This is a genomic window from Mycobacterium sp. RTGN4, assembly GCF_033804635.1.
Lineage (GTDB): Bacteria > Actinomycetota > Actinomycetes > Mycobacteriales > Mycobacteriaceae > Mycobacterium.
On record NZ_JAPZLB010000009.1, the window covers coordinates 115,713 to 138,214 of the forward strand.

The 22,502-nt window shown below is 64.2% G+C and carries 19 protein-coding genes; 15 read left to right on the forward strand and 4 right to left on the reverse strand.

Going from position 1 to position 22,502, the window contains the following annotated elements:
• Positions 1 to 124 precede the first annotated feature (124 nt).
• Together SLQ30_RS20330 and SLQ30_RS20335 are read left to right on the forward strand one after the other, a co-directional pair.
• The gene (locus SLQ30_RS20330; RefSeq protein ID WP_319448185.1) at positions 125 to 607 is read left to right on the forward strand and encodes a DUF6640 family protein; all 483 of its coding nucleotides are present in this window, start codon (positions 125 to 127) and stop codon (positions 605 to 607) included.
• A 26-nt stretch (positions 608 to 633) separates the two neighbouring features.
• Positions 634 to 903, forward strand: coding sequence for a hypothetical protein (locus SLQ30_RS20335; protein ID WP_319448184.1), 270 nt, complete (start codon positions 634 to 636; stop codon positions 901 to 903).
• Here the strand turns inward: SLQ30_RS20335 and SLQ30_RS20340 are convergent, their stop codons facing one another.
• The gene (locus SLQ30_RS20340) at positions 904 to 1,851 is read right to left on the reverse strand and encodes an Lrp/AsnC family transcriptional regulator (RefSeq protein WP_319448183.1); all 948 of its coding nucleotides are present in this window, start codon (positions 1,849 to 1,851) and stop codon (positions 904 to 906) included. It lies immediately after the preceding gene.
• A gap of 181 nt (positions 1,852 to 2,032) precedes the next feature.
• Here SLQ30_RS20340 and SLQ30_RS20345 point away from each other — a divergent pair, with 181 nt between their 5' ends.
• Positions 2,033 to 2,548 (forward strand): PaaI family thioesterase, encoded by a 516-nt coding sequence (locus SLQ30_RS20345; protein ID WP_319448182.1) that lies wholly within the window; start codon positions 2,033 to 2,035, stop codon positions 2,546 to 2,548.
• A gap of 2 nt (positions 2,549 to 2,550) precedes the next feature.
• Here the strand turns inward: SLQ30_RS20345 and SLQ30_RS20350 are convergent, their stop codons facing one another.
• Both SLQ30_RS20350 and SLQ30_RS20355 read right to left on the reverse strand, forming a co-directional pair.
• Positions 2,551 to 4,734 carry a molybdopterin-dependent oxidoreductase gene (locus tag SLQ30_RS20350; RefSeq protein ID WP_319448181.1) on the reverse strand — a complete coding sequence of 728 codons (2,184 nt, stop codon included), beginning with the start codon at positions 4,732 to 4,734 and terminating at the stop codon, positions 2,551 to 2,553.
• Positions 4,735 to 4,777: 43 nt separating this feature from the next.
• Complete coding sequence (locus tag SLQ30_RS20355; protein ID WP_319448180.1) at positions 4,778 to 5,110, reverse strand: hypothetical protein; 333 nt, start codon at positions 5,108 to 5,110, stop codon at positions 4,778 to 4,780.
• Positions 5,111 to 5,380: 270 nt separating this feature from the next.
• On the opposite strand from SLQ30_RS20355, the gene car reads away from it, so the two are divergent.
• The 4 genes from car to SLQ30_RS20375 all read left to right on the forward strand — a co-directional run bounded on the left by car (position 5,381) and on the right by SLQ30_RS20375 (position 11,982).
• Entirely contained in the window at positions 5,381 to 8,905 is a 3,525-nt protein-coding gene (gene car, locus SLQ30_RS20360) for a carboxylic acid reductase (protein WP_319448179.1), read from the forward strand.
• 77 nt (positions 8,906 to 8,982) lie between these two features.
• Positions 8,983 to 10,056: a hypothetical protein gene (locus SLQ30_RS20365; RefSeq protein ID WP_319448178.1), complete on the forward strand. Its 1,074-nt coding sequence runs from the start codon at positions 8,983 to 8,985 to the stop codon at positions 10,054 to 10,056.
• Positions 10,057 to 10,078: 22 nt separating this feature from the next.
• Positions 10,079 to 11,173, forward strand: a complete 1,095-nt coding sequence (locus SLQ30_RS20370; RefSeq protein WP_319448177.1) for an LLM class flavin-dependent oxidoreductase — start codon at positions 10,079 to 10,081, stop codon at positions 11,171 to 11,173.
• Positions 11,170 to 11,982: an SDR family NAD(P)-dependent oxidoreductase gene (locus SLQ30_RS20375; protein ID WP_319448176.1), complete on the forward strand. Its 813-nt coding sequence runs from the start codon at positions 11,170 to 11,172 to the stop codon at positions 11,980 to 11,982. The genes SLQ30_RS20370 and SLQ30_RS20375 overlap by 4 nt, the downstream gene beginning before the upstream one ends.
• Positions 11,983 to 11,986: 4 nt before the next feature.
• On the opposite strand, the gene SLQ30_RS20380 is transcribed toward SLQ30_RS20375, so the two are convergent.
• Positions 11,987 to 12,658, reverse strand: a complete 672-nt coding sequence (locus tag SLQ30_RS20380) for a TetR/AcrR family transcriptional regulator (RefSeq protein WP_319448175.1) — start codon at positions 12,656 to 12,658, stop codon at positions 11,987 to 11,989.
• A gap of 185 nt (positions 12,659 to 12,843) precedes the next feature.
• Between SLQ30_RS20380 and SLQ30_RS20385 the strand changes: the two genes are divergently transcribed.
• From SLQ30_RS20385 to SLQ30_RS20420, 8 genes are all read left to right on the forward strand, one after another.
• On the forward strand, positions 12,844 to 13,380 hold the full coding sequence (locus tag SLQ30_RS20385) for a MarR family winged helix-turn-helix transcriptional regulator (protein ID WP_319448174.1): 537 nt from the start codon (positions 12,844 to 12,846) through the stop codon (positions 13,378 to 13,380).
• A 166-nt stretch (positions 13,381 to 13,546) separates the two neighbouring features.
• Entirely contained in the window at positions 13,547 to 14,446 is a 900-nt protein-coding gene (locus SLQ30_RS20390; RefSeq protein WP_319448173.1) for a hypothetical protein, read from the forward strand.
• A gap of 356 nt (positions 14,447 to 14,802) precedes the next feature.
• The gene (locus tag SLQ30_RS20395) at positions 14,803 to 15,996 is read left to right on the forward strand and encodes an MCE family protein (protein WP_413468112.1); all 1,194 of its coding nucleotides are present in this window, start codon (positions 14,803 to 14,805) and stop codon (positions 15,994 to 15,996) included.
• On the forward strand, positions 15,993 to 17,024 hold the full coding sequence (locus tag SLQ30_RS20400; RefSeq protein WP_319448172.1) for an MCE family protein: 1,032 nt from the start codon (positions 15,993 to 15,995) through the stop codon (positions 17,022 to 17,024). Before SLQ30_RS20395 ends, SLQ30_RS20400 begins: the two co-directional genes overlap by 4 nt.
• Positions 17,021 to 18,103: an MCE family protein gene (locus tag SLQ30_RS20405; protein ID WP_319448171.1), complete on the forward strand. Its 1,083-nt coding sequence runs from the start codon at positions 17,021 to 17,023 to the stop codon at positions 18,101 to 18,103. The genes SLQ30_RS20400 and SLQ30_RS20405 overlap by 4 nt, the downstream gene beginning before the upstream one ends.
• Positions 18,100 to 19,548, forward strand: a complete 1,449-nt coding sequence (locus tag SLQ30_RS20410; RefSeq protein WP_319448170.1) for an MCE family protein — start codon at positions 18,100 to 18,102, stop codon at positions 19,546 to 19,548. The genes SLQ30_RS20405 and SLQ30_RS20410 overlap by 4 nt, the downstream gene beginning before the upstream one ends.
• Positions 19,545 to 20,906 (forward strand): MCE family protein, encoded by a 1,362-nt coding sequence (locus SLQ30_RS20415; RefSeq protein ID WP_319448169.1) that lies wholly within the window; start codon positions 19,545 to 19,547, stop codon positions 20,904 to 20,906. Before SLQ30_RS20410 ends, SLQ30_RS20415 begins: the two co-directional genes overlap by 4 nt.
• Positions 20,906 to 22,468 (forward strand): MlaD family protein, encoded by a 1,563-nt coding sequence (locus SLQ30_RS20420; RefSeq protein ID WP_319448168.1) that lies wholly within the window; start codon positions 20,906 to 20,908, stop codon positions 22,466 to 22,468. Before SLQ30_RS20415 ends, SLQ30_RS20420 begins: the two co-directional genes overlap by 1 nt.
• Positions 22,469 to 22,502: the final 34 nt, after the last annotated feature.

Here is a 22,502-nt window from a genome sequence, read left to right on the forward strand (position 1 = left end):
ATGCAACCTTGCATGCAACCAATGGTTGAGGCCAAAGCGCCACATGAGCCTTTGAAAAGTCGAAAATCGCCGCGTAGTGCCCGCTTGCTCGGAGATTGCGATCGGCGCGACGATCGTCGTCGGCATGACACACATCAGCGCTGGCAAGGCTCTGTTGACACTTACTTCGACGTGGTCGGCAGTGGGCAGCTACGTCTTCGACTGGAACGACACCCACATTCACAACCCAGACTGGACGCCGCACGCCAAGTTTCACAACGCCCAGACGATGAGCATGGGCGTGTACATGGGAGCCCCCGCGCTATGGGCGTTGTGGAGTGGCAAGCCATGGGACCGACGATCGTTGACGGCCGCCACGATGGGCGCCTCCGGCTACTGGGTCACCCAACTCTCGGCGGCGCTCTACCCCGGCACGGCGCTCTTCGACCATGGCCGTAGCCCGCGCGGCGCCCGCGCCAACGCGTTCACACGAGACGACTCGCCCGCCCCGCCGTCGGGGACTCCGCCCCGCATTTGCGGTCCGCAGCCCGCGGTCTCGGGCGTGGCGCTCGGGCTCAACCTGCTGGCGTTCGCACTGGAACGGCGCCGACTGCGGCGCAACACGTAGTCCCCAACGAAAGCGAGGTACCTCTCATGGCCATCGAAAACGTCGTCTTGCAACGCATCTCGGCTGTCATCGGCGCGTCGGCGGTGATCGCAGCTTTTGCGGTGTCGATCTCCGCGCCCTCGTCCACTCCGGTGTCGACGACCGATGCACACGCGAAGTTCCAAGTGATCACCGTGATCGCGAGACCGTCGGCAGCCCCGATGGCAACCGTCACCGAGACCGACAAACCGCACCAACTCGCCACGCCACGGGCCACTCCCGCGATCCGAGCACGGCGAACCGTCGTGATTCCTTGACTACACGCGCTTGAGCGTTCGGATCACGGGCGCGGACTCGACAGCTTGAAGCGATGGAAGGGCTGCGACCTTGGTGGTGAGGTACTCGAAGAGTGCGGGCGCATCGGCGCACACAACGTTGGCGTACACGTTGGTGGTGCCGGTCGTCGCCGCGGCGAACGCAACCTCGGGGTGCTCGGCGAGCGCGGTTCCCGCCTGTATCAACGCGTTTGGACTGACCGTCAGCCAAAGAATGGTCTGGCTCGCCAAACCGAGTCGGCGATAGTCGAGATCGACGTCGAAGTAGAGCACCCCGCTGTGGCGGAGCTCGCCCAACCGCCGCCGCAACGTGGTCGGCGCGATACCGGAGGCCTTGGCGAGCTCGGCGAGCTCCGCCCTTCCGTCGTCCTCCAGTAGTCGCAGGATATGTGTGTCGACGTCATCGAGATGGACGTCGGTCGAGTGGTCGGCAGCTGGGGCCCGTAACTGCGCGACCTGATCGTTCGACAGCGCGTCGATGACACCGTCCGTGCCGCCGAAGAACATGTGCAACATGCAGTTGGCCGAGACGTCGAGGACATCGCGGGTACGAGGAAGCTGCTCGAGAAGCAGCGAAGGGCTATCGCCATGTGCCGGGCCGCGGACGACTGCCACGACCTCGGTTCCGCCGGAAGTCAGCTTCACCCATGAGGTTTCGGGGCGACGTGCCATCGCCTCGCCCACCGCAAGCGCGACGTTGGGGCTGCAGCGCACGCGCACGAACCACGAGGTTTCGCCGATGCTGTGCGGATCGGTGCGCCCCACGACGCGAATGGCGTTCGTCGATCGGAGTTGGGTGTAGCGCCGCGCGACGGTCTGGTCGGAAACCCCGATGACGCGCGCGATCGTGCTGAACGGCACGCGGCCGTCGAGGTTGAGCGCCTGAACGATCTTGAGATCCAACTCGTCGAGAGCCTCGGATCGCGCCATGCGGTGCTCCCAGGTGTCGGTTATCGCCAAACATACGCGACGCGCTGGGTGGTGGGCGGGCCATCTCGCGCTCCCGCCGTTCGCCGGGCGCGCGGTGGACTCGCTGAGGCCGTGACTGCAGGGGCAGTATTATTACGAACGCAATATTTTGTTGGACAGCTTCCCGTGAAGTGGAGACCGAATGACGGATGGCGTTTCGCAAGACGACACGGAGCCGCGGCTGCTGCCGGGGCATACTCCGAACTGCTTCGGCTGCGGCGGCGAGAACGCCTCCGGGCTCGGTCTGAAGGTCTACCGAGTGTGGGATGAGATCTTCACCGATGTCGAGTTCGACGAGCGCTACATCGGTGGTCCCGGCTTGGCGCACGGGGGTGCGATTGCGTCTGCATGCGATGAACTACTGGGCTTTTCGGTGTGGCTGATCGGCGCTCCCGCCGTGACCCGAGCGCTCACGATCGACTATCTGGCTCCGGTGCCCCTGCACGAGACGCACAGGATCACGGGACGGGTCGACGGCGAGAAGGGCCGCGCGATCCTCGTATCCGCACAAGGCACCAACAGCAGCGGAAAGGTCTCGTTCACGGCCAGCGGGGTGTACGTGCGGGTGCCACTCGAACACTTCGACGGCTTTGGCGCCCTGGACACCCCCGCAAGCGAGTTACACGACAAGCTTGCGCAAGAGAGCGGTCGCACCTGACTTCACGGGTGGACGGGCGAGACTCGCACGGGCACGTTGCTCATCCGCGGCTGGCCTGAGAACTGATCGTACACACCATCATTGGCGACCAACGCGCCAGAATTTGTGCCCACTCGTTTGACGTCGTCATCGAGGTCGGGCACGTGGCCCCAGTTGTGGCTGATCGAGACCAGGCCGCGTCGCAGCGACGTGTCGGCCGCGGCGATCGCCACCACGCTGGCGTGGTCGGACTCGATCACGATGCGGTCGCCCTCGTCAATGTGCAGCGCACTCAGGTCATCGGGGTGGAGGAAGGCCGGGTTGTAGGGCAATCGCTTGGGCGGCAGCGTCTGCGACCGCGAGTTCATGACAGACGAAGTCCGTCGTGAAATCAGCCGGAGCGGATACCGCTCACCGCCGACGTCCGAGGCCTTCAATTCAGCCGTGAGGTCCGACATCATTGGAGCACTGCCCAATTCGAGCCGGCCCTCCCAGCCGGGGTCCTTCTCGGCTACGTACACCGCGGGTTCGGCGAAGATTGCTCCGCCGGGATGCTGCTTGACGACGTCTAGCGGAACGCGCGACCCGCGGTGGATGTGCGCGAACAACTCGTCGATGTCGGGGTCCTTGCTCATGTCGAGTTCCAACGCCGGATCGTCGGGTGCTGCGCCCATCCCCAGAAGGCCCGGCGGTAGCACCAGCTGAAGTTTCATGCGCTGCGCCACGCGAAACAAGAACCGCCACTGCTCGATGACGTCCGAACCGGCGGGTGGATCGACGACCTTCTCGGCGTACTGTCCGTATCCGCCCGGGTAGCCCCAGTCGTCGGCGTACAGCGAGTAGAGATCGGACATGCCGGTCGAGCACGGCGCCTCGTAGGGGATGGTCGGCGCAATCACGTAGTGCGCCAACGAGGCCGTGGTGGACATCCGCACGTCGGTCTGGACGAGCAGGTCGAGCGACCGTAGCGCCTTGATGAGTGTCAGCTGGTCGGGCACGCAGTTGGCGGGGTTGGCGCCGACGCTGATCAACGCGCGGATCTGCCCGTCCCCGGGAAGCGTGATCTCCTCGGCGAGCGCTGCTGCCGGCGGACCCGACACGCTGTGCAGCAGCCCCCGCACCCGCATCTCCGGATAGCCCGGACCAGTGGGCGGGAACGGAGGCATCGCCTGAGCCTTCTGCGGCTGGGCCTCCTTGGGAATCAACGTCATTGGGCTGTCCACCTTTTCGCCCGCGCGCAGCCGGTGCCCGCAGATGGTGTCCAGGCAGAGCAGAAGGTATTCCAGCAGCGAGCCCTTCGCCGCCATGTTCGGTCCCGTACCTGCGGCGGCATAGCCTCGGTGCGCGCGGCCGAACGCACGCGCGATCGCGACCAGGTCGGTTGCGTCGACATCGGCCCGTTCGGCGACCAGTCGCGGAGTGAACGGCGCGACCGTTGCGCACAGCACGTCGAAACCGGTGGTCTCGAGTTCGACGAACTCGGCGTCGTAGAGCTTCTCGGCGATGATGACGTTGATGAGCGCTGCCACGATCGCGACGTCTTGGCCGGGTCGGGGTTGAAGGAACATGGTGGCCCGGCCGGCCGTCTCGGTCCGGCGTGGGTCGATGACGATGACGTCGCCACCCCTGGCCCGAATGTCTTTGATGAAGTCCATGGGTGCGGCGTAGCGACCCTGATGGCTGACGAGGGGGTTGTTGCCGATCAGCAATGCCACGTCCGGGCGGTTCGCGGCGTGCCCGGGTGCCATCCACATTCCGTGCATGCCTTTGGCGATCGTCTTACCCGGTTGATCGAGGGTCTCCGGACTGAACGTCATCGGTGACCCGATGGCCGTCATGAATGCTCGGGAGATCGTCAGGCTGAGCGGGCTGTCGAGCGTGAAGTTGGTGCCGAAGAACAGCGCAACCGAACGGGGTCCGTGGCGGTCGAGGATCGCGCTCAGCTTATCGCCGACTTCGTTGATCGCCTGGCCGATGGGCACCGGTGCGAATTGACCGTCGAGTCGACGCTTGAGTGAGTGGAGGATTCGGCCGGCGTCAGTGTATGAGCGATAGGCGTTGCGGCCCTTCTCGCAGGTGTACCCGTGGTAGACCGGGTTGTCGGGATCGCCACGGACGCCGGTGAGTAGCCCGTCGTCGTCGACGTCTACCAACACCGCGCAACTGTTTTGGCACACCCGGCAGATGGAGTGCTGAGTTCGCGGCATGTCATTGGCTCCTTGAGGCGTTGATGCGCCACCGTCAGCGGGGCTAGCGCGGCGCTTGGTCGAAGGGCACCGCCGGAATGCGAACACAGTGCGCGCGCACGTGATCGCTATCGCTCATCCACCCCTTGGATTTGGCGTAGCCGAGCATGTCTGCGAAGGCGTCGGCCCAGTGCTGGTCGCGGTCGCCGGCCAGTTCGACCAAGGTGGCGACGCGTAACTCGACGTCGCCGTCGCCGTCGACACGGCCCAGTCGGTGCCGTCGCACGGCTGATGTGAGGGCGGCGCCATCCAGGCCCGCGATCTCCACGTGAAGCCTGCGAAGATCGTCGGCCTCGTGGAGCGACACGGTTTGGTCGATCGCAATCCGGACGAACATCACGTCGCTCCTCGAAGGCCCATCGATGGCGTGCCGACGTAGCACGCCGATATTCGTGGACCGGACGTGCGCTAGGTTATTAAGTGGCTAAACAAAATGCAATAGGAAAGCGGGCGAGGGTTTCTGGCCGGCGGTGATTGCCGTTGACAGTCCCGCCGTCACGGGCTAACTTCTTGTTAAGTATCTTAACAAGAACACGGGACTTCGCCGCAGGCGGGGAACCCGTTCGTGTCACGGCGAAGGAAGACGAGATCGCTACCGAGGTGTGCAATGCCCGATGATGACTTCCAGGAGCGGATGCTCCACCGTGTCGTGGACTTGTTGACTACCGATGCCGAGTTTGCAGCGTCGATGCCCGACGCAGGCGTGAATGCCGCGCTCGATGCGCCGGGACTGCGCCTGCCGCAACTTGTTCGGACGGTCTTCGAGGGGTACGCCGAGCGTCCCGCGTTGGGGCAGCGAGCAATCGAGTTGGTGACCGATGCGGCGGGTCGCACCACCGCGGAGCTGCAACCACGATTCGAGACCATCACGTATCGCGAGCTAGGGGACCGGGTCATCGCGACGGCGAGCGCCCTGTCCGACGCAGCGGATGCGGCGGTGCGACCGGGCGACCGGGTCTGCATCCTTGGTTTCGCCAGCATCGATTACGCGACCATCGACATGTCTCTCGTCCAGCTCGGGGCGGTGGCGATCTCGCTGCCGACCGGCGCTCCGGTCGCACAGCTTGGGCCGATCGTCGATGAGACCGAACCAGTGCTCATCGCATCGGCGATCAACCATCTGCCCGACGCCGTGGAACTCGCCTTGACCGGCCATGCGCCGGCCGCGATTGTCGTCTTCGACTTTTCCGAGCAGGTCGACGACCATCGGGATGTCCTGCAGTCCGCGCGCACCAGACTGGCCGACGCGGGCAGCGCGGTAGTCGTGCAGACCATGAGTGCGGTGCTCGAGCGCGGCCGCGCCCTCCCGCCGGTCGATCCCTACATCTCGGACGATGCCGATCCGCTGACCCTGCTCGTCTACACCTCGGGAAGCACCGGATCACCAAAGGGGGCAATGCATACCGAGCACATCGTGGCCGCCTCCTGGCTGTCACCGACGCTGAACGGTGAGCACAGTCCGCTGGCGTTGATCTCGTTGATCTTCGTGCCGATGAGCCACGTGATGGGACGCAGCCTGCTGTACTCGGCGCTCGGTGCCGGAGGAATCGCGTACTTCGCGCCCAAGAGTGATCTGTCGACCCTGCTCGACGACCTTGCCCTGGTGCGACCGACGTTGTTGACCTTCGTGCCTCGGATCTGGGACATCTTGCTGGAAGAGGTCACCAACGAGGTCGATCGTCGCGCAGTCGACGGCATCGATCGCGAGGCGGTGGAAGCCGACGTGCTCGCCGAGTACCGGCGAAAGGTGCTGGGCGGTCGGTACATTGGCGTGTCGTCGGGTTCGGCGGCCATCTCCCCGGAAATGAAGGCATGGGTGGAGCGGCTGATCGACCAGCCGCTGCTGGAGGGCTACGGCTCCACGGAGACCGGCCCGGTATTCGCCGACGGTACGGTGCGCCGTCCGCCCGTGATCGACTACAAGCTGGCCGATGTGCCGGACCTCGGCTACTTTCGCACCGATCGGCCGCACCCTCGCGGTGAGCTCCTAGTGAAGACCACAGGCTTGTTCCCTGGCTACTACAACCGCCCCGAACTTACCGCCGAGGTGTTCGATGCTGACGGCTTCTACCGCACCGGCGACATCGTGGCCGAGCTCGGGACCGATCAGCTGCAGTATCTGGACCGTCGGAACGCGGTGCTGAAGCTGTCGCAAGGGGAGTTCGTCGCCGTCTCCAAACTGGAGGCCGAGTTCGCCAATAGCCCACTGGTGAGCCAGGTCTACGTGTATGGCAACAGTGCCCGCGCCTACCTGCTCGCGGTGATCGTCCCAACGGACGGCGCGTTGTCGGGGGCAGGCGGCGACGTTGACACGCTCAAGCCTGCGCTCAGCGAGTCACTCCAGAAAGTGGCGCGAGCCGCAGGGCTTCAGTCCTATGAGATTCCACGCGACGTCATCGTCGAGGCCACCCCGTTCACGTTGGAGAACGGTCTGCTCACCGGCATTCGCAAGCTCGCGCGTCCCAAACTCAGGGAGCGCTACGGTCCTGCGCTTGAGCAGCGTTACGTCGAGCTCGCGGAGGGTCAGGCGGGCGAGTTGCGAGCACTTCGCCGGGACGGCGCCGACCGGCCCGTGCTCGAGATCGTCGGCCGTGCCGCGAGCGCCCTGCTCGGTACCGCGACTACGGAGCCGGACCCCAGCGCTCTGTTCACCGATCTGGGTGGAGATTCACTGTCCGCGTTGACCTTTGCCAAACTGTTGTACGACATCCTCGGCATCGAGGTGCCGGTGGGCGTCATCGTCAGCCCGGCCACGGATCTGCGCGCCATTGCCGACTACATCGAAGTCGAACGTGCGGCGAGCTCGAAGCGACCGACCTTCGCCACCGTGCACGGCCGAGGGGCGACTGAGGCGCATGCCCGCGACCTCACGCTGGACAAGTTCATCGACGCCGCGACGTTGGCGACGGCCCCGACGCTGCCCGGCCCGAGCGGCGAGCTCCGCACGGTGCTTCTGACGGGCGCCAGTGGCTTCCTCGGGCGCTACCTCGCCCTGGAATGGCTCGAGCGGATGCGTCTCGTCGGCGGCACGCTGATCTGCCTGGTACGCGCCAAGGACGATGCCGCTGCTCGCGCCAGGATGGATGCCATCTTCGACACCGGTGATCCGGAATTGCTCAGCCACTACCGCGAACTGGCCGCCGATCATCTGCGGGTGCTCGCAGGCGACAAGGCCGAAGCGAACCTTGGTCTCGACGAGTCGACCTGGCAGGGCCTGGCAGACACCGTCGATCTGATCGTCGATCCGGCTGCCTTGGTGAACCATCTGCTGCCCTACAGCGAGTTATTCGGACCGAATGTGGTGGGCACCGCCGAGCTGATCCGAATCGCCATCACTACCAAGCACAAACAGTTCGCCTACGTCTCGACGATCGGCGTCATCGTCGGAATCGATCCCGCGCTCTTCACCGAAGACGCCGACATGCGGACGATCAGTCCGGCTCGAAATGTCGACGACAGTTACACCAACGGCTACGGCAACAGCAAGTGGGCTGGCGAGGTGTTACTACGTGAGGCGCACGACCTGTGTGGATTGCCGGTTTCGGTCTTCCGCTGCGGAATGATATTGGCAGACAACAGGTATCAGGGCCAGCTCAATGTGCCCGACACGTTCACCAGGCTGATGTTGAGCGTGGTGGCGACGGGAATAGCTCCTGGCTCGTTCTATCAACTAGACAGCAACGGACAGCGTCAGCGAGCCCATTACGACGGGCTCCCCGTTGATTTCATCGCCGAAGCCATCTCTACGTTGGGCGAGCTTCAGGTCGACGGGTTTCAGACCTACCACGTGATGAACCCGTACGACGACGGCATCGGACTCGACGAATACGTCGACTGGTTGGTCGAAGCCGGCTATCCACTTCACCGGGTGCCGGACTACGACGACTGGTTCCACCGCTTTGAGACGTCGATCCGTGGGCTACCGGACCGCCAGCGTCAGGCGTCGGTCTTGCCACTGGTGAACACGTATCGGTATCCCGGGCCGGCGCCGACAGGCGCGATCGCATCGACCGACCGGTTCCGCACGGGGGTCCAGAACGCGAGAATTGGTCCCGACAAGGACATTCCGCACATCACGGCATCAATCATCGTCAAGTACGCCACGTCCCTGGAACTGTTGGGATTGCTGTAGGGAGACTTCATCATTGACACCGCTGCAGCGGAGCGGATAGCGTGCTTGTTAAGTAGCTAAACAAAAGGATGAACATGGTGTACAAGGTCGTACAGTGGGCCACCGGCAACGTTGGGGTGCAATCGCTACGCGCCCTGCTCGCCGACCCGCGCTTCGCCGTCGTCGGCGGTTACGTCTATGACCCGGGCAAGGCAGGCCGAGACCTCGGCGAACTGGCCGGAGTCGACCCGCTCGGAGTCGCTGCGACCAACAGCGCCGAAGACATCCGCGCCGTGGACGCGGACTGCGTCGTCTACAACGCCCTCGGCGACAGTGGCGATGCGGCCCAGTGTCTGGCGGACATCTGTGGGTTCCTCGAGTCGGGCAAGAACGTGGTCTCCACGGCGATCAGCACGCACACCCATCCCGAGGCCATCAATCCCGAGGATCGGGAGCGGCTCGAGGCGGCCTGCTCGAAGGGGCAGACGACGTTCTTCAGCACCGGCGTAAACCCCGGCTTCGCATTCGATGCGTTCCCCATCGCGTTGACGTCGGTGGCACGTCGGATCGACCGGTTACACGTGCTCGAACTGGTCGATATGTCCGACTACACCTCGGAGTCGATCGTCTCCGAGCTGATCGGCATGGGGCTGAGCCCCGACGTCACGGCGCCGATGGAGTACCTGACCGATTTGCGCTGGAGCCCGTACTTTCCGTGCGTGCAGCTTTTGACCGACGCGCTCAGTGTGACATACGACGAGTTCGTCATTCACCACACCAAGGCGGTCACCGACGTGCCGATCGACCTGCCGTGGGGACGCATCGACGCGGGCACGGTGGCGGTGCGCAGAATGGTCATCGAGGCGCTTACCGCCGGTTCGACGACGGTGGAGTATGAGCTGATCTGGCGCGTGTCCAACGACGCTGCGCCCGAATGGCCTTCAGGCAAAGCGCATTATGCGGTCACGATCACCGGCGACCCGACACTGACGTGTCGGCTCGACATCGACAGCGACACCGGCCGTGGTACCTCGATCGCCACGGCGATGGCCGCCGTCAACGCCATTCCCGCGGTGTGCGCAGCCTCGCCCGGCATCAAGACCCGCCTGGAACTCGGCACCTTCGGGGGCGGCTACTTTCCCGCGGCCGCCAACGCACCCGCGTCCTTTTGAGGATAGAAATGATTGGAGCACAATGAAGTTCGGAATCTTCTATGAAATGTTCGTTCCGCCTCACGAACTCGACGCCGAAGCGCGGATCATCCGCGAGACCGTCGACCAGATCGTGCACGCAGACAAGAGCGGCTTCGACTACGTCTGGATGACCGAGCACCACTTCCTTCGCGGGTTCTCGCACATGTCGGCGCCCGAGGTGCTCTTCGGTGCGGCGGCATATCAGACCGAACACATCCGGTTCGGGTTCGGACTGGCGCTGACCCCGCCGTCGTACAACCATCCGGTCCGCGTCGCCGAACGGGTGGCGATGCTGGACTGCTTGTCCAACGGACGGGTCGACGTGGGCTCCGGCCGATCGACCACGCCGGCCGAACTCTACGGCTTCGGCATCGACCCCGAGCAGTCCCGCGCCCAATGGCAGGAGGGCGTCGACGCCGTCACGCGCCTGCTGGCCGAGGAGAACGTCGAACTCGACGGTCAATTCGTGAAGATGCCGGCTCGCACGGTGGTACCCCGCCCGGTGCAGACGCCGCACCCACCGATGTGGGTGGGCGGCGTCGGACCCGGCAACGCCGAACGGGCCGCCAAGAAGGGTCTTGGCATGCTCTTCTTCGCCCACAAGACTGACTACGACGGACTGAGCGAGGCGACGGAGGCGTACTACGCCAACATCGACCAGGCCGAGCCGATCTGCGGACACGTCAACAAGCAGACGGCGGGTTTCGTCAACGGTTTGTGTAGTTACGACCGTGATGCAGTCCGTAAACTGGCTGCCCACAACACCGTTCAGCACACGTTGCACGGCTTCGACTGGATGTCGAAAGGCTGGCCGGACGACCAGCCGTCGCCCAGCTACGCGCACCTCGGCAGCGGCGACATCGCCATGCTGCGCGAAGCGGCCAAGGCCGACCCCGCTGCGATCGAGGATTTCATGATCAACGAGGGCTTCGTGATGGCTGGGAACCCGGACGACTGCGCCAAGGTGCTCGACGGCTTCAAGGCCAGTGGCGTCGATCAGGTCATCATCCACATGCAGATGGGCGGGATGCCGCACGACCGGATCATGGAGTCGATCGAGTTGATCGGCAAAGAACTGATCCCGAACTACCGATGAGCAATTCCGAGTCGGTCGCAGTAGTCACGGGTGGCGCCAGTGGAATCGGACTGGCGTTCGTCCGCGCGTACGCCGAGCGCGGCGCACACGTCGTGATCGGTGACATCGACGAATCGGCGATGGACCAAGTCCGCGTTGGACTTTCCGAGCAGGGCGCCAGGATCGACTGTGTCCGGGTGGATCTCCAAGATGCCGGGTCGGTCGCCGAGCTTGGCGAGGTCGCGGCCGCGTTCGGACCGCTCGGCGCGGTCTGCCTGAACGCCGGCGTCACCTCGACAGGCTCGACGGTGTGGGAGACGGCCGACGCCACCTACGATTTCGTCGTCGGGGTGAATCTGCTCGGCCTCTTCCACAGCATCAAGACCTTTGTACCGAGACTGGTCGCGCAGGGCCACGCCGCAGACGTCGTGATCACCGCGTCGATGGCGGGCATGGTGGCCTCGCCCTACAGCGCGGTGTACGCGGCCAGCAAGGCCGGAGCCATCGCGTTGGCGAAGTCGTTGCACGCCGAACTGGCGATCGTGGCGCCGTCGATTCGTGTCGCACTGTTGAACCCCGGGATGGTCAAGACCAACCTCATCAGAACTTCGGCGGCGAGGTTACCCGCCGACGCGTCGATATCCGACGAGCTCGTAGGCGGCATGCACGATGCGCTCAATCAGGCTGGCGTCGAGCCGGACGTGGCCGTCTCGTGGGCTCTGCGCGCACTGGAGGACGGGACGTTCTGGGCGTTGCCCGCAGCGGGGGATCCGTTTGCCACGATGCTCGACTCCGAACTCGCCGAACTGCATGCGGTGACGTCCGCGTGAGCGCTCACCGTCCGGTGCGACGGCGCGGTTTCGCCTTCGATGTCGCTCGCCGCTGACTGGCGTCGAGATGATCACTGATCAGTGCAGCCATGGCGTGCTGCTCCGGGTCGGTGGGAAGCGGTTCGGTCGTGACCATTTGCGCAACCATCATGCCGACCGGACTGGACCACAGCAGGTTCGCGATCGCGGTCGAATGCGGGGTGTCGCCGCCGATCGCATCGCCGATCCGCTCGATGGCGGCCAGGACTCCACTGAGCTGGTCGGAAGACAGCGTGCCCTGCATTGCGCGGGTGGCGATGAGGATCTCCAGCGCGGTCATGCAGATGGGGCTGAAGAACACCTTCCATGCGGCCGCGGAGAGCGATTCGGCGCGCTCTTGAGGATCTTCGACCGCGGCGGCAGTGTCGGCGAGCTGTTCCAGTGATGCGGTCAAAGTGGTGTTGGCATGGTCGATGACCGCCGTCAGCAGCCCGTCGCGATCACCGAAGTAGTACTGGATGACACCCCAGCTCACTCCGGCCCGGTCGATGATGTGGCGCGTGCTCGCTGCTGCGAAGCCTTCTTCCCGGATGCAGCGGATGGTCTCCTCGATCACCAGCGCCCGCGTCCGTTCGCCCCGTTCCTGGGTGCGGGCATTCCGATCACGCACCGGGCGGGACGCAGATTTGGCCGTCATGGCTACTACATCACCACACCTGGCGCCCGGGCTGCCACCTTGACCGACACCGAGTCGCGCTGCACCGGCCCCCGCACCGGCCGCCCCGATAGCATGAGGAGTTCGTCGGCGTGAGTGGCTCGCTCGTCCGACCCGCTGGCCCTCGAGACGAGGAGCCACCGCGCCGAAGGGGAGGAAGAGACGGCATGGCTACTCCCGCATCGAAACCAGGCCCGCGCGCCAAGCCGAAGGCCGACGTCGCCGAAACGATCACCATGTCGCTGCTGAGGGTGATCAACAAGATCCAGCAGGGCCGGCGGGTGCCTAGGGACTATGGCGCCGGGGTGTCGATGACGCTGCTCGAAGCCGAGATGTGCGCTCTGATCGCCAGAAACGACGGGGTAACCGGCAGCGAACTCTCCGACGAACTCGCCGTCACCCGTTCGGCGACGTCGCAGATCATCTCCAAGCTGAAGATCAAGGGCCTGGTCACCGAAAGGGCGTCGGAGCGCGACGCCAAGCGCAAACAACTGTCGTTGACGCCTCATGGGCACCGGGCCGCGGCGGTAGCCGACGACTTCAAAGCCGCCATGGCAGTGGCGATGTTCGGCGGTGAAAGCGCGGCCGAGTTGCGCGCGTACCTACGCTTCGTCACCAAACTCGAGTCATTCCACTCCGGTGTGGTCAAGCAGTGGGAAGACGTCACGGTGGACGGCGAACCGGCCCGCACCGACGACGCGTAAGCCCATCGCGCACTTCGTGCTGCCCCGCATTCCCGCAATACTATTGCAGGTGCAATAGAAAGTGTTACGTTGAGAAACGTCGTTCACGGCTAGTGCATTTCGCCGGAGAGGTAGGCCATGGTTCGCGATGTCTTGGTCGTCATGATGCAACTGAAAAGGACGAATGATGGTCAGCACTGACACGACCAACCCGGTCTCGCCCGACCCTGATGCGGCGCAGAAGTGGCACTGGTTGTCACTCAATCCAGGCAAGCGTCGGACCGAGATCATTTACGTGATCTGGTTTCTCGTCTCGGTGCCCTTGCAGGGCCTGGTCACCATGCACCTGTCCTACGACAGGCCCAATGACCTTCCGCTGGTGTCGCAGGCCCTCGTCATGGGGCTGGGCACGCTCATCTGGCCGTTGGTATTCCGCACCGCGGAGGACAAGGGCAGGCCGCTGAAGGACCTGTACGGGTTCAGGATGGGCATCTTCCTCACCGTCTGGGCCGTGCTGGGCGGTTTCATCGGAACTGACCCCTGGTACGAGGTACTGCACGGTCACTTCGCCTTCAACACGGACCTCAACCCCAACGGTGTTCCGCTCTTCATGCTGCCCATGACGATCAGCGTCTTTGCCTTCTACTCGGTCATTCTCGGCACGCTGTACCGGATCTGCACACAGCTGCTGGGCCGTACGCACACCGTGCTCGCCCACGACACCTGGTGGCGCCACGGCATTCTGTGCGCCATTCTGGCCGTACCGATGCCGCTCGGCGAAACCTTCGCGTACTCCGGATCGAACTACTGCTTCGACAACGGTGTCGGAATGTGGGGGCTCAACGTCTTGGTCTACGGCTCATGGCATTTCGCCGCGCTGCTGTTCTACACGAAGTTCGACACCCTGCCAGGAGAGCGGACACCGCTGAAGACTGTCGCGATCTCGGCGTTCGCCGTCCTCGGGATCCTGATGGTGCTGATGGCGATCACCAAGACGTTCATCGCGCCGCACTTCGTCGACGTCCAGCACGGCGTACGGCAGCTCAACGACTGGAGTGCGCACAACTGTCTTGGACCCAAGCCCTGACAGGTGCCCGCGCGGCCCGTGCGATGAGGTCCGATTACGACGTAGGCGTGCGCTGGCCGGCGAATCATGCCCGCGCGCTGGCTCGGTGGCTCCGCACTCCGGTGGGCGAAGGATGTGGCACTACCCGAATCGAGAGTTGTACAGTACCTTAACAACATGGTTGTTCAGCTACTTAACAACAAGTGGTCGACCATTGAGCTCGCGGCGTGGGCAGTTCGGGAATTCTCTGATTCGCGGCGCCGTCGTCTGCTTATTATGGCACATGCAATAGTTGTGCACTTGCCATTCTTCCACCCGACCGAACCTGTAATCGAAAGCTTTCCCGACCGCTCAGGAGCCGCGTGACAGACGTGAGGCTGGCTAGCGCAGCTGTCCGCCCACTGGCCGGACTCGCGACCGTCTTGGCGATCGTCGCCGTCGTCGTACTCGCAGTGACGCTGTTCAATGATGGGCTGGCCAAGGCGGTGCCCATCACCGTGATTTCGGCGCGTGCGGGATTGGTGATGAATCCCGACGCCAAGGTCAAGTTGCACGGCGTGCCCGTCGGCACGGTCAGCTCGATCGAGCTGCTACCGGACGGACAAGCCGCACTTCACCTGAAGGTGAATCCTTCGGCGTTGCACCTGATTCCGTCCAACGTAGGGGTGGACATCGCCTCGACGACGGTGTTCGGGGCCAAGTTCGTGGAACTGATTCCACCGCCCGAGCCATCATCGACGAGGATCCAAGTCGGTCAGGTGCTACACGCCGACCATGTGACCGTCGAGCTCAACACCGTCTTCGAGCAGCTGTCTTCGGTGTTGAACAAGATCGACCCCGCGAAGCTCAACGAGACTCTTGGCGCGGTGGCGTCGGCCTTCGATGGACGCGGCGAGAAGTTGGGCCAAACGGTGACGGACCTCGACCATCTGCTCGCGAAGCTCGACCCCAGCCTCCCGAACCTGGAGCACGAACTTCAAGTCGCCCCTGAGGTTTTCAACGCCTACGCCGACGCCGCCCGGGATCTGGTCAAGACCGCCGACAACGCAACTCGGCTCAGCAAGACGATCGTCGGGACGGCGCAGGACCTCGACAGGATCCTCGTCAGTGCCACCGGGCTGGCGGACCTGGGTAACCAGGTGCTCGGCGACAACCGGCAGAGCCTCACCGACGTCCTGCACCTGCTGGTGCCGACCACCGACCTGCTCAACAAGTACCACGAATCCTTGTACTGCGGCATCGCTGCGCTGGTGCCGTTCGCGAAGGCGCCGCCGTTGCCCCCGGCGTCAATCGTGGTGAACGTGAACTTCACGCTAGGCACCGAGCGCTATCGCTATCCGCAGGATCTGCCGAAGGTCGGGGCGTCAGCCGAACCGATGTGCCAGCAGTTGGGCTTGCCCATCGTGCCTCCAGGGTTTCGGCCGCCGTTCCTGGTCACCGACATCGGCACCAACCGCACTCAGTACGGCAACCAGGGCTTGCTGCTGAACTCCGACGGACTCAAGCAAATGTTGTTCGGGCCGATCGACGGCCCACCACGCAACTCCGCACAGATCGGGCAGCCCGGATGAGGTGGTCACGCCACGCGACATTGGTCAAATTCCTCGCCTTTGCGGTTGTGATGGTCTTGCTCACTGCGTCCCTGTTCTTCATCTTCGGCCAGTACCGAACCGGTTCGACCAACGGCTATTCCGCCGTTTTCGCCGATGCCTCCCGATTGAAGTCGGGAGACTCCGTTCGCGTCGCCGGTATCCGCGTCGGCACAGTCGGCGACGTTCGGCTTCAGTCCGACAAGACCGTGCTGGTGAGCTTCGATACCGATCGCACGGTCCCGTTGACCGGAGGCACGAAGGTCGCCGTGCGCTACCTCAACCTCGTCGGTGACCGCTACCTGGATCTCGTCGAGGGCCCGGGGCCGACGAATGTGTTGGCGCCAGGAACGCGGATCACCGTCGATCGCACAGCGCCGGCACTCGACCTCGACCTGCTGCTCGGGGGACTGAAGCCCGTCATTTCGGGGCTGAATCCGCAGGACGTCAACGCGCTGACCAGTTCCTTGATTCAGGCGTTTCAGGGTCAGGGTGACACGCTTGAAGCTCTCCTGTCGAAGACCTCGTCCTTCTCGAATGCCCTCGGCGACAACAACCAGGTCATCGAGCAGTTGATCGACAATCTCAACGCCGTGCTGAGCACGCTCGGCAAGGCCGATGGCAAGTTCGGGGACACCATCGACCGCATCGAAACACTGATCTCCGGGTTGTCGGCCGATCGTGACCCGATCGGGACCGCCATCACCTCGCTGGACAGCGGAACCGCTTCACTGGCAAGCCTGCTCACCCAGGCCCGTGCGCCGCTGGCCGGCGCCGTCGACCAGCTGAACCGGCTGGCACCCATCGTGGCCGACGACCAGGATCGCATCGACAGCGCGCTACAGAAGATGCCGAACAATCTGCGGAAGTTGTCACGGCTCGGCGCGTACGGCGCCTGGTTCCAGTACTACATCTGTGGCGTCACCGTCCGCGTGAGTGATCTGCAGGGCAGAACTGCTGAATTTCCTTGGATCAAGCAGGACACCGGAAGGTGCGCGGAGCCCGAATGAACAAGTACCGCAGCCACAAAGCGATCCGGATCGGCATCATCGGCGCCGTCCTCATCATCCTGGCGGTCACCGTCGGCATGAAGACGGAGCAGCTGACATCCATGGCAACCAACGTCCGATACCAAGCATTGTTCAGCCAGGCGGGCGGTCTGACCGTCGGGAACTCGGTGACGGTCTCGGGGATCAAAATCGGCTCCGTCGAGGACATCTCGCTGAGCTACGGTGACGCACTGGTCACCTTCACCGTCGACAGCGGAGTGCAACTGGGGTCTGAGACCACCGCGCACATCCGCACTGGGACGCTGCTGGGAGAGCGGGTCGTGACGCTGAACTCCGCGGGCAGCGCCACGATGCGACCGAACGCGGTGATACCTCCTTCCCGGACCTCGTCGCCGTATTCGTTGTCCGAGGCGGTCAACGACCTCACCACCAATACGGCGGGCACCGACACCGGGTCGCTCAATCAATCCCTCGACACGCTGTCGCAAACCATCGATCAAGTCGCGCCGCAGCTCGGGCCCACTTTCGATGGGCTGACCAGACTTTCGCAGTCACTGAATGGCCGCAACGATTCCCTGGGTGCGCTGCTCAAGAGCACCGCTGACATCAGCGGAGTCGTTGGTGAACGCAGCCAGCGGATCAACACGCTCATCCTCAACGCCCACGATCTGATCGCGGTGCTCAACGAGCGACGACTCGACATCGCCAATCTGCTCGCCAACACCTCGGTGGTGGCGCAACAGCTCAGTGGATTGGTTGCCGACAACGAAAAGGAGTTGGCTCCCACGCTGGAGAAGCTGAACTCGGTCTCGGCGATGCTCGAGAAGAACCGCGACAACATCGCCAAGATCATTCCCGGATTCGCGAAATTCGAATTGAGCCAGGGGGAATCAGTCTCCAACGGCGCCTACTACAACGCCTACATCCCCAACGTCATACCGGGCCAGTTCCTGCAGCCCTTCCTTGACTACGCCTTCGGATTCCGGCGCGGGGTCGACGCAGGACAACCACCCGACAACGCCGGGCCCAGGGCCGAATTCCCGTTCCCCCGCAACGGTATCCCCGGGGGATCGCGATGAGCGCGGGCGGACGAACAGGCCGCAAGTTGCAGTTAACTGTCGTCGCCACGGTCCTCGCCGTGACACTCATCGGGGGCGGTTTCCTCGCAGTGCGCGCCACGTTCTTTGCGCCCATGACGATCAGTGCAGACTTCGTCACCACGACCTCGATCTATCCAGGAGACGAAGTCCGGGTATCCGGGGTACGGGTCGGCACCATCGATTCGTTGCAGCCCGAGACCACTCGGACCAAGCTGACAATGAGCATTGATCCCAGCGTGCGTATCCCGGCCGACGCCAAGGCGGTGATCGTCGCGCAGAATCTCGTCTCCGCGCGCTACGTCGAGCTCACCCCGGCATACCGTCGTAGCGGGCCCACCTTGAGCGACGGCGCGGTGATTCCCGTCGATCGTACTGCCGTGCCCGTGGAGTGGGACGAGGTCAAGTCTCAATTAAACCGGCTAGCAACCGATCTGGGCCCGACCAGCAATCTGTCGAGCACTTCGATGGGTCGCTTCATCGACAGTGCCGCCACCGCCATGGACGGCAACGGTGACAAGTTGAGGCAGACGCTGACCCAACTCGCCGGGGTGGGCCGAATCCTGGCCAACGGCAGCGGCAACATCGCCGAGACCGTGAAGGGTCTGCAGACCTTCGTCACCGCACTGCGCGACTCTGAAACTCAGATCGTCTCGTTCCAGAACCAATTCGCCACGCTGACAAGCGTGCTCAATGAGAGCACGTCTGATCTGGACGCTGCGCTGCGCAACCTGTCTACGGCGATCGGTGAAGTGCAACGCTTCGTCGCGGGCAGCCGAAACCAGACCTCGGAGCAGATTCAGCGGTTGGCCAACGTCACCCAGAACTTGGTGGACAACAAGTCCGCGGTCGAGAACCTGCTGCACGTGACTCCGAACGCGCTGGCCAACGGCTACAACATCTACAACCCCGATACGGGCACCACCCTCGGCGGATTCACGCTCGCGAACTTCAGCAACCCGGCCACGTTCATCTGCGGAGCGATCGGCGGGGTGGAGAACGTCACCGCACCGGAGACGGCGAAACTGTGCTCCCAGTACCTCGGGCCCGCGCTGAGCCTGCTCAACTTCAACTACCTGCCCGTGCCTGCGAATCCGTACCTGGCGAAGTCGGCGAGCCCGGGCAACATCATCTACACCGACCCGGCCTTGGCTCCCGGGGCAGTCGGGCCGCCTCGAGCTGCCGAACTGCCGCCTGCGGTGTCGGCCTACACGGGTGACGGCGACGCTGCGCCGCCGCCCGGTTACGGGCAGCCTCCTGCCATTGCGCCAGGGCCGACCGCGCCGGGGGTAGCGGGGGCGCCGTCGTATCCGTCTCCGGCGTTGTTCCCCGGCGCGCCCGTGCCCACCGTGTCGAACGTGCCCGACATGCTGCTGCCCGCCGAGACGCCCCAGGGTCCGTCGTCCACCCCTGGAGGCACGCCATGACGGCGGTTCGATCGATGCTCGCCGCCGGCCTCGTCGTCGTGGTGTCGACGTCGGGTTGCGCCTTCTCGGGCCTGAACTCGCTGCCGCTGCCCGGCACCGTCGGACGTGGGTCCGGCTCGAGCAGCTACCACGTCGAGATCGCTAATGTTGGTTCGCTGGAGTCGAATTCGCCCGTGCTCATCGATGACGTCGTGGTGGGCAGCATCGCCAACATGACGTTGAAGAACAATCACGCCGATGTAGAGATCTCGATGAAGCCCGACGTGGTGATACCCGCCAACGCGGTGGCCAAGGTTGGGCAGACCAGCTTGCTGGGCTCGATGCACCTGTCGCTCGACCAGCCGCTCGGCCAGCCGCCCGCCGGCAGATTACAGCCGGGCGCGACGATTCCGTTGAACCGGTCGTCGAGCTACCCGTCCACCGAACAGACCCTGTCGTCGCTCTCGGTGGTCGTCAACGGCGGCGGGCTGGGCCAAATCGAGGACGTCATCCATAACTTCAATGCCGCGCTGTCGGGTCGCGAAGGAGATTTCCGCGAGCTCTTCTCCCGGCTCAACGATTTCGTCGGTGTGCTCGACCGGCAACGCGACCACATCGTGGCGACGATCCAGTCGCTGGATCGGTTCGCCGCCACTTTCGCCGACCAGCGTGACGTCCTCGACCGTCTGCTGCGCGAATTGCCCCCCGCGCTCGACGTGCTGATCCGGGAGCGGCCGAGGATTACGACGGCGCTGCAAAAACTCGGCCAATTCAGTGATGTCGCAACTCGACTCGTCAACGATAGTCAGGAAGACTTGGTCACCAACCTCAAGAACCTCGAGCCCACCATCAAATCGCTCGCTGATGTCGGCCCGGATCTAGATCGTGCGATCGCCGCCGCGGCGGTGTTCCCGTTCACGCAGAACGTCATCGATCGGGCCTTCCGCGGTGACTACGCGAACCTGAGCGTGATCGTCGATCTGACCATCCCCCGTCTGAAGCGCACCTTGTTGCTGGGCACCCGCTGGGGTGACGAAGGCGCGAAGCTGGTTCCGGCGCCGGGTGATCCGTGGTATCTCAACTACACCTACGAGCCGCTCAGCGCTCCCTTGGCACCACCGCCGCCCGGCACCGCCATGCCCGCCGACGTGCCAGCAGGCCCGACGTTGGCCGATCCCGTGGCCGGTGCACCGCCGCTGGACGCGGGACCGATGCCGCCGTTCAACGAGGCGGTGCTACCGGTGAAGCCTCCGATGATGACGCCGCCGGTCACCTCACCGAGTACGGGCGCTCCTGGGCCGATCTTCGCTGGGCCCTACGGCAATTGGCCGACGGATGCGGTGCCCGCACAGCCCACTCCGCCGAATGGTGGTGGCTGATGCTGAGTCGCCTGGTTCGTATTCAGTTGGTCATATTCGCCGCCGCGTCGGTCATCGGGCTTGGGGTGATGGTGTTCACCTACATGCAACTACCGACCATGCTGGGGGTCGGCAAGGTCGTCGTCACCTTGGAGTTGCCGTCCAGCGGAGGGCTTTACCCGCTCGCCAACGTCACCTATCGCGGGGTTCAGGTCGGCAAGGTGACCTCCGTCGTTCCGACGTCCACTGGCGCCGAAGCGGTGCTCACGCTGGAGAGCTCGCCCAGGATTCCGGCCGATCTCAAGGCCGACGTGCGGAGCGTCTCGGCATTGGGCGAGCAGTACGTGGAATTGCTGCCGCGCGGCGACGGTGCGGGCTATCTGCGTGACGGCTCCGTCATCCCCGTCGCGAGCACGTCGGTTCCTCAGCAGGTGGGCCCGATGCTCGATCAAGTCAGCAAACTGGTCGACAGCATTCCCAAGGACAAGCTCAGCCGGCTTCTCGACGAATCATTCCACGCCTTCAACGGCGCGGGGTACGACCTGGGCTCGCTGCTGGATTCCTCGTCGAAGCTCACCGCCGACCTCAACGGTGTGTCGGATCAGACCCGCGCCCTGATCGACGACAGCGTTCCGCTGCTGGATTCTCAAGCGCAGACCACTGATTCGATCAGAACATGGTCACACAGTCTGGCCGGTGTCTCGGACCAACTCGTCGCCAACGACCCGCAGCTGCGCACCATTCTGCGCACGGCACCAGGGGCTGCGCAGGAAGTCTCTGCGCTGCTGGGGCAGCTCAAGCCCACGCTGCCGGTGCTGTTGGCCAACCTGACGACGGTCGGGCAGATTCTGGTGACGTACAACCCTGGGCTGGAACAGATTCTGGTGTTGTTGCCCGCCTACATCGCCAACCAAGACTCGTTCGCGCTACCGCAGAACAATCCGACGGGTTGGCCGCTGGCCGACTTCACGATCACCGCCAACGACCCACCCGCATGCACCGTTGGCTTCTTGCCGCCATCACAGTGGCGCTCACCCGCGGACACCAGTGAGGCGGACACTCCAGACGGGCTCTACTGCAAGCTGCCACAGGATTCGCCGATCTCGGTCCGAGGAGCCCGCAACTATCCATGCGCAGGCAAACCGGGAAAGCGTGCACCGACCGTCGAGATCTGCAACAGCGACAAACCATTCGAGCCGCTTGCCGTGCGAGAGCATGAGTTTGGCCCCAGCCCAATCGATCCCAACCTGATCTCGCAGGGCATACCACCCGACAGTCGAGTCAACCGGTCCGACAATCTCTACGGCCCGGTTGCCGGAACACCTATGCCACCGTCGGCGATACCGCCGCCGGACGCTGCGCCTCCCTCGGCCGACCAGGCCCCGCCCACTGACGACACCGGAGCGATTCCGGCTGCACCAAGTGCGTTCAGCGGCAACCAAAGCCATCACCCCTCGGTGGCCGTCGCTCGCTACGATCCCGCGACTGGCCGCTACCTCAGTCCGGGCGGACGTCTCGAGCAGCAATCGAATCTCGTGCCCGGCTCGCCGACCAAAACCTGGAAGGACTTGCTACCCACGTGAACGCCGGTCACTGCGACCCGAATACCAAGGAAGT

Bases quoted from the DNA above. Each gene is read 5' to 3' on its own strand.
- SLQ30_RS20330 (WP_319448185.1), top strand. From the start codon at position 125: ATGACACACATCAGCGCTGGCAAGGCTCTGTTGACACTTACTTCGACG.
- SLQ30_RS20335 (WP_319448184.1), top strand. From the start codon at position 634: ATGGCCATCGAAAACGTCGTCTTGCAACGCATCTCGGCTGTCATCGGC.
- SLQ30_RS20340 (WP_319448183.1), bottom strand. From the start codon at position 1,851: ATGGCGCGATCCGAGGCTCTCGACGAGTTGGATCTCAAGATCGTTCAG.
- SLQ30_RS20345 (WP_319448182.1), top strand. From the start codon at position 2,033: ATGACGGATGGCGTTTCGCAAGACGACACGGAGCCGCGGCTGCTGCCG.
- SLQ30_RS20350 (WP_319448181.1), bottom strand. From the start codon at position 4,734: ATGCCGCGAACTCAGCACTCCATCTGCCGGGTGTGCCAAAACAGTTGC.
- SLQ30_RS20355 (WP_319448180.1), bottom strand. From the start codon at position 5,110: ATGTTCGTCCGGATTGCGATCGACCAAACCGTGTCGCTCCACGAGGCC.
- car (WP_319448179.1), top strand. From the start codon at position 5,381: ATGCCCGATGATGACTTCCAGGAGCGGATGCTCCACCGTGTCGTGGAC.
- SLQ30_RS20370 (WP_319448177.1), top strand. From the start codon at position 10,079: ATGAAGTTCGGAATCTTCTATGAAATGTTCGTTCCGCCTCACGAACTC.
- SLQ30_RS20375 (WP_319448176.1), top strand. From the start codon at position 11,170: ATGAGCAATTCCGAGTCGGTCGCAGTAGTCACGGGTGGCGCCAGTGGA.
- SLQ30_RS20380 (WP_319448175.1), bottom strand. From the start codon at position 12,658: ATGACGGCCAAATCTGCGTCCCGCCCGGTGCGTGATCGGAATGCCCGC.
- SLQ30_RS20385 (WP_319448174.1), top strand. From the start codon at position 12,844: ATGGCTACTCCCGCATCGAAACCAGGCCCGCGCGCCAAGCCGAAGGCC.
- SLQ30_RS20390 (WP_319448173.1), top strand. From the start codon at position 13,547: ATGGTCAGCACTGACACGACCAACCCGGTCTCGCCCGACCCTGATGCG.
- SLQ30_RS20400 (WP_319448172.1), top strand. From the start codon at position 15,993: ATGAGGTGGTCACGCCACGCGACATTGGTCAAATTCCTCGCCTTTGCG.
- SLQ30_RS20405 (WP_319448171.1), top strand. From the start codon at position 17,021: ATGAACAAGTACCGCAGCCACAAAGCGATCCGGATCGGCATCATCGGC.
- SLQ30_RS20410 (WP_319448170.1), top strand. From the start codon at position 18,100: ATGAGCGCGGGCGGACGAACAGGCCGCAAGTTGCAGTTAACTGTCGTC.
- SLQ30_RS20415 (WP_319448169.1), top strand. From the start codon at position 19,545: ATGACGGCGGTTCGATCGATGCTCGCCGCCGGCCTCGTCGTCGTGGTG.
- SLQ30_RS20420 (WP_319448168.1), top strand. From the start codon at position 20,906: ATGCTGAGTCGCCTGGTTCGTATTCAGTTGGTCATATTCGCCGCCGCG.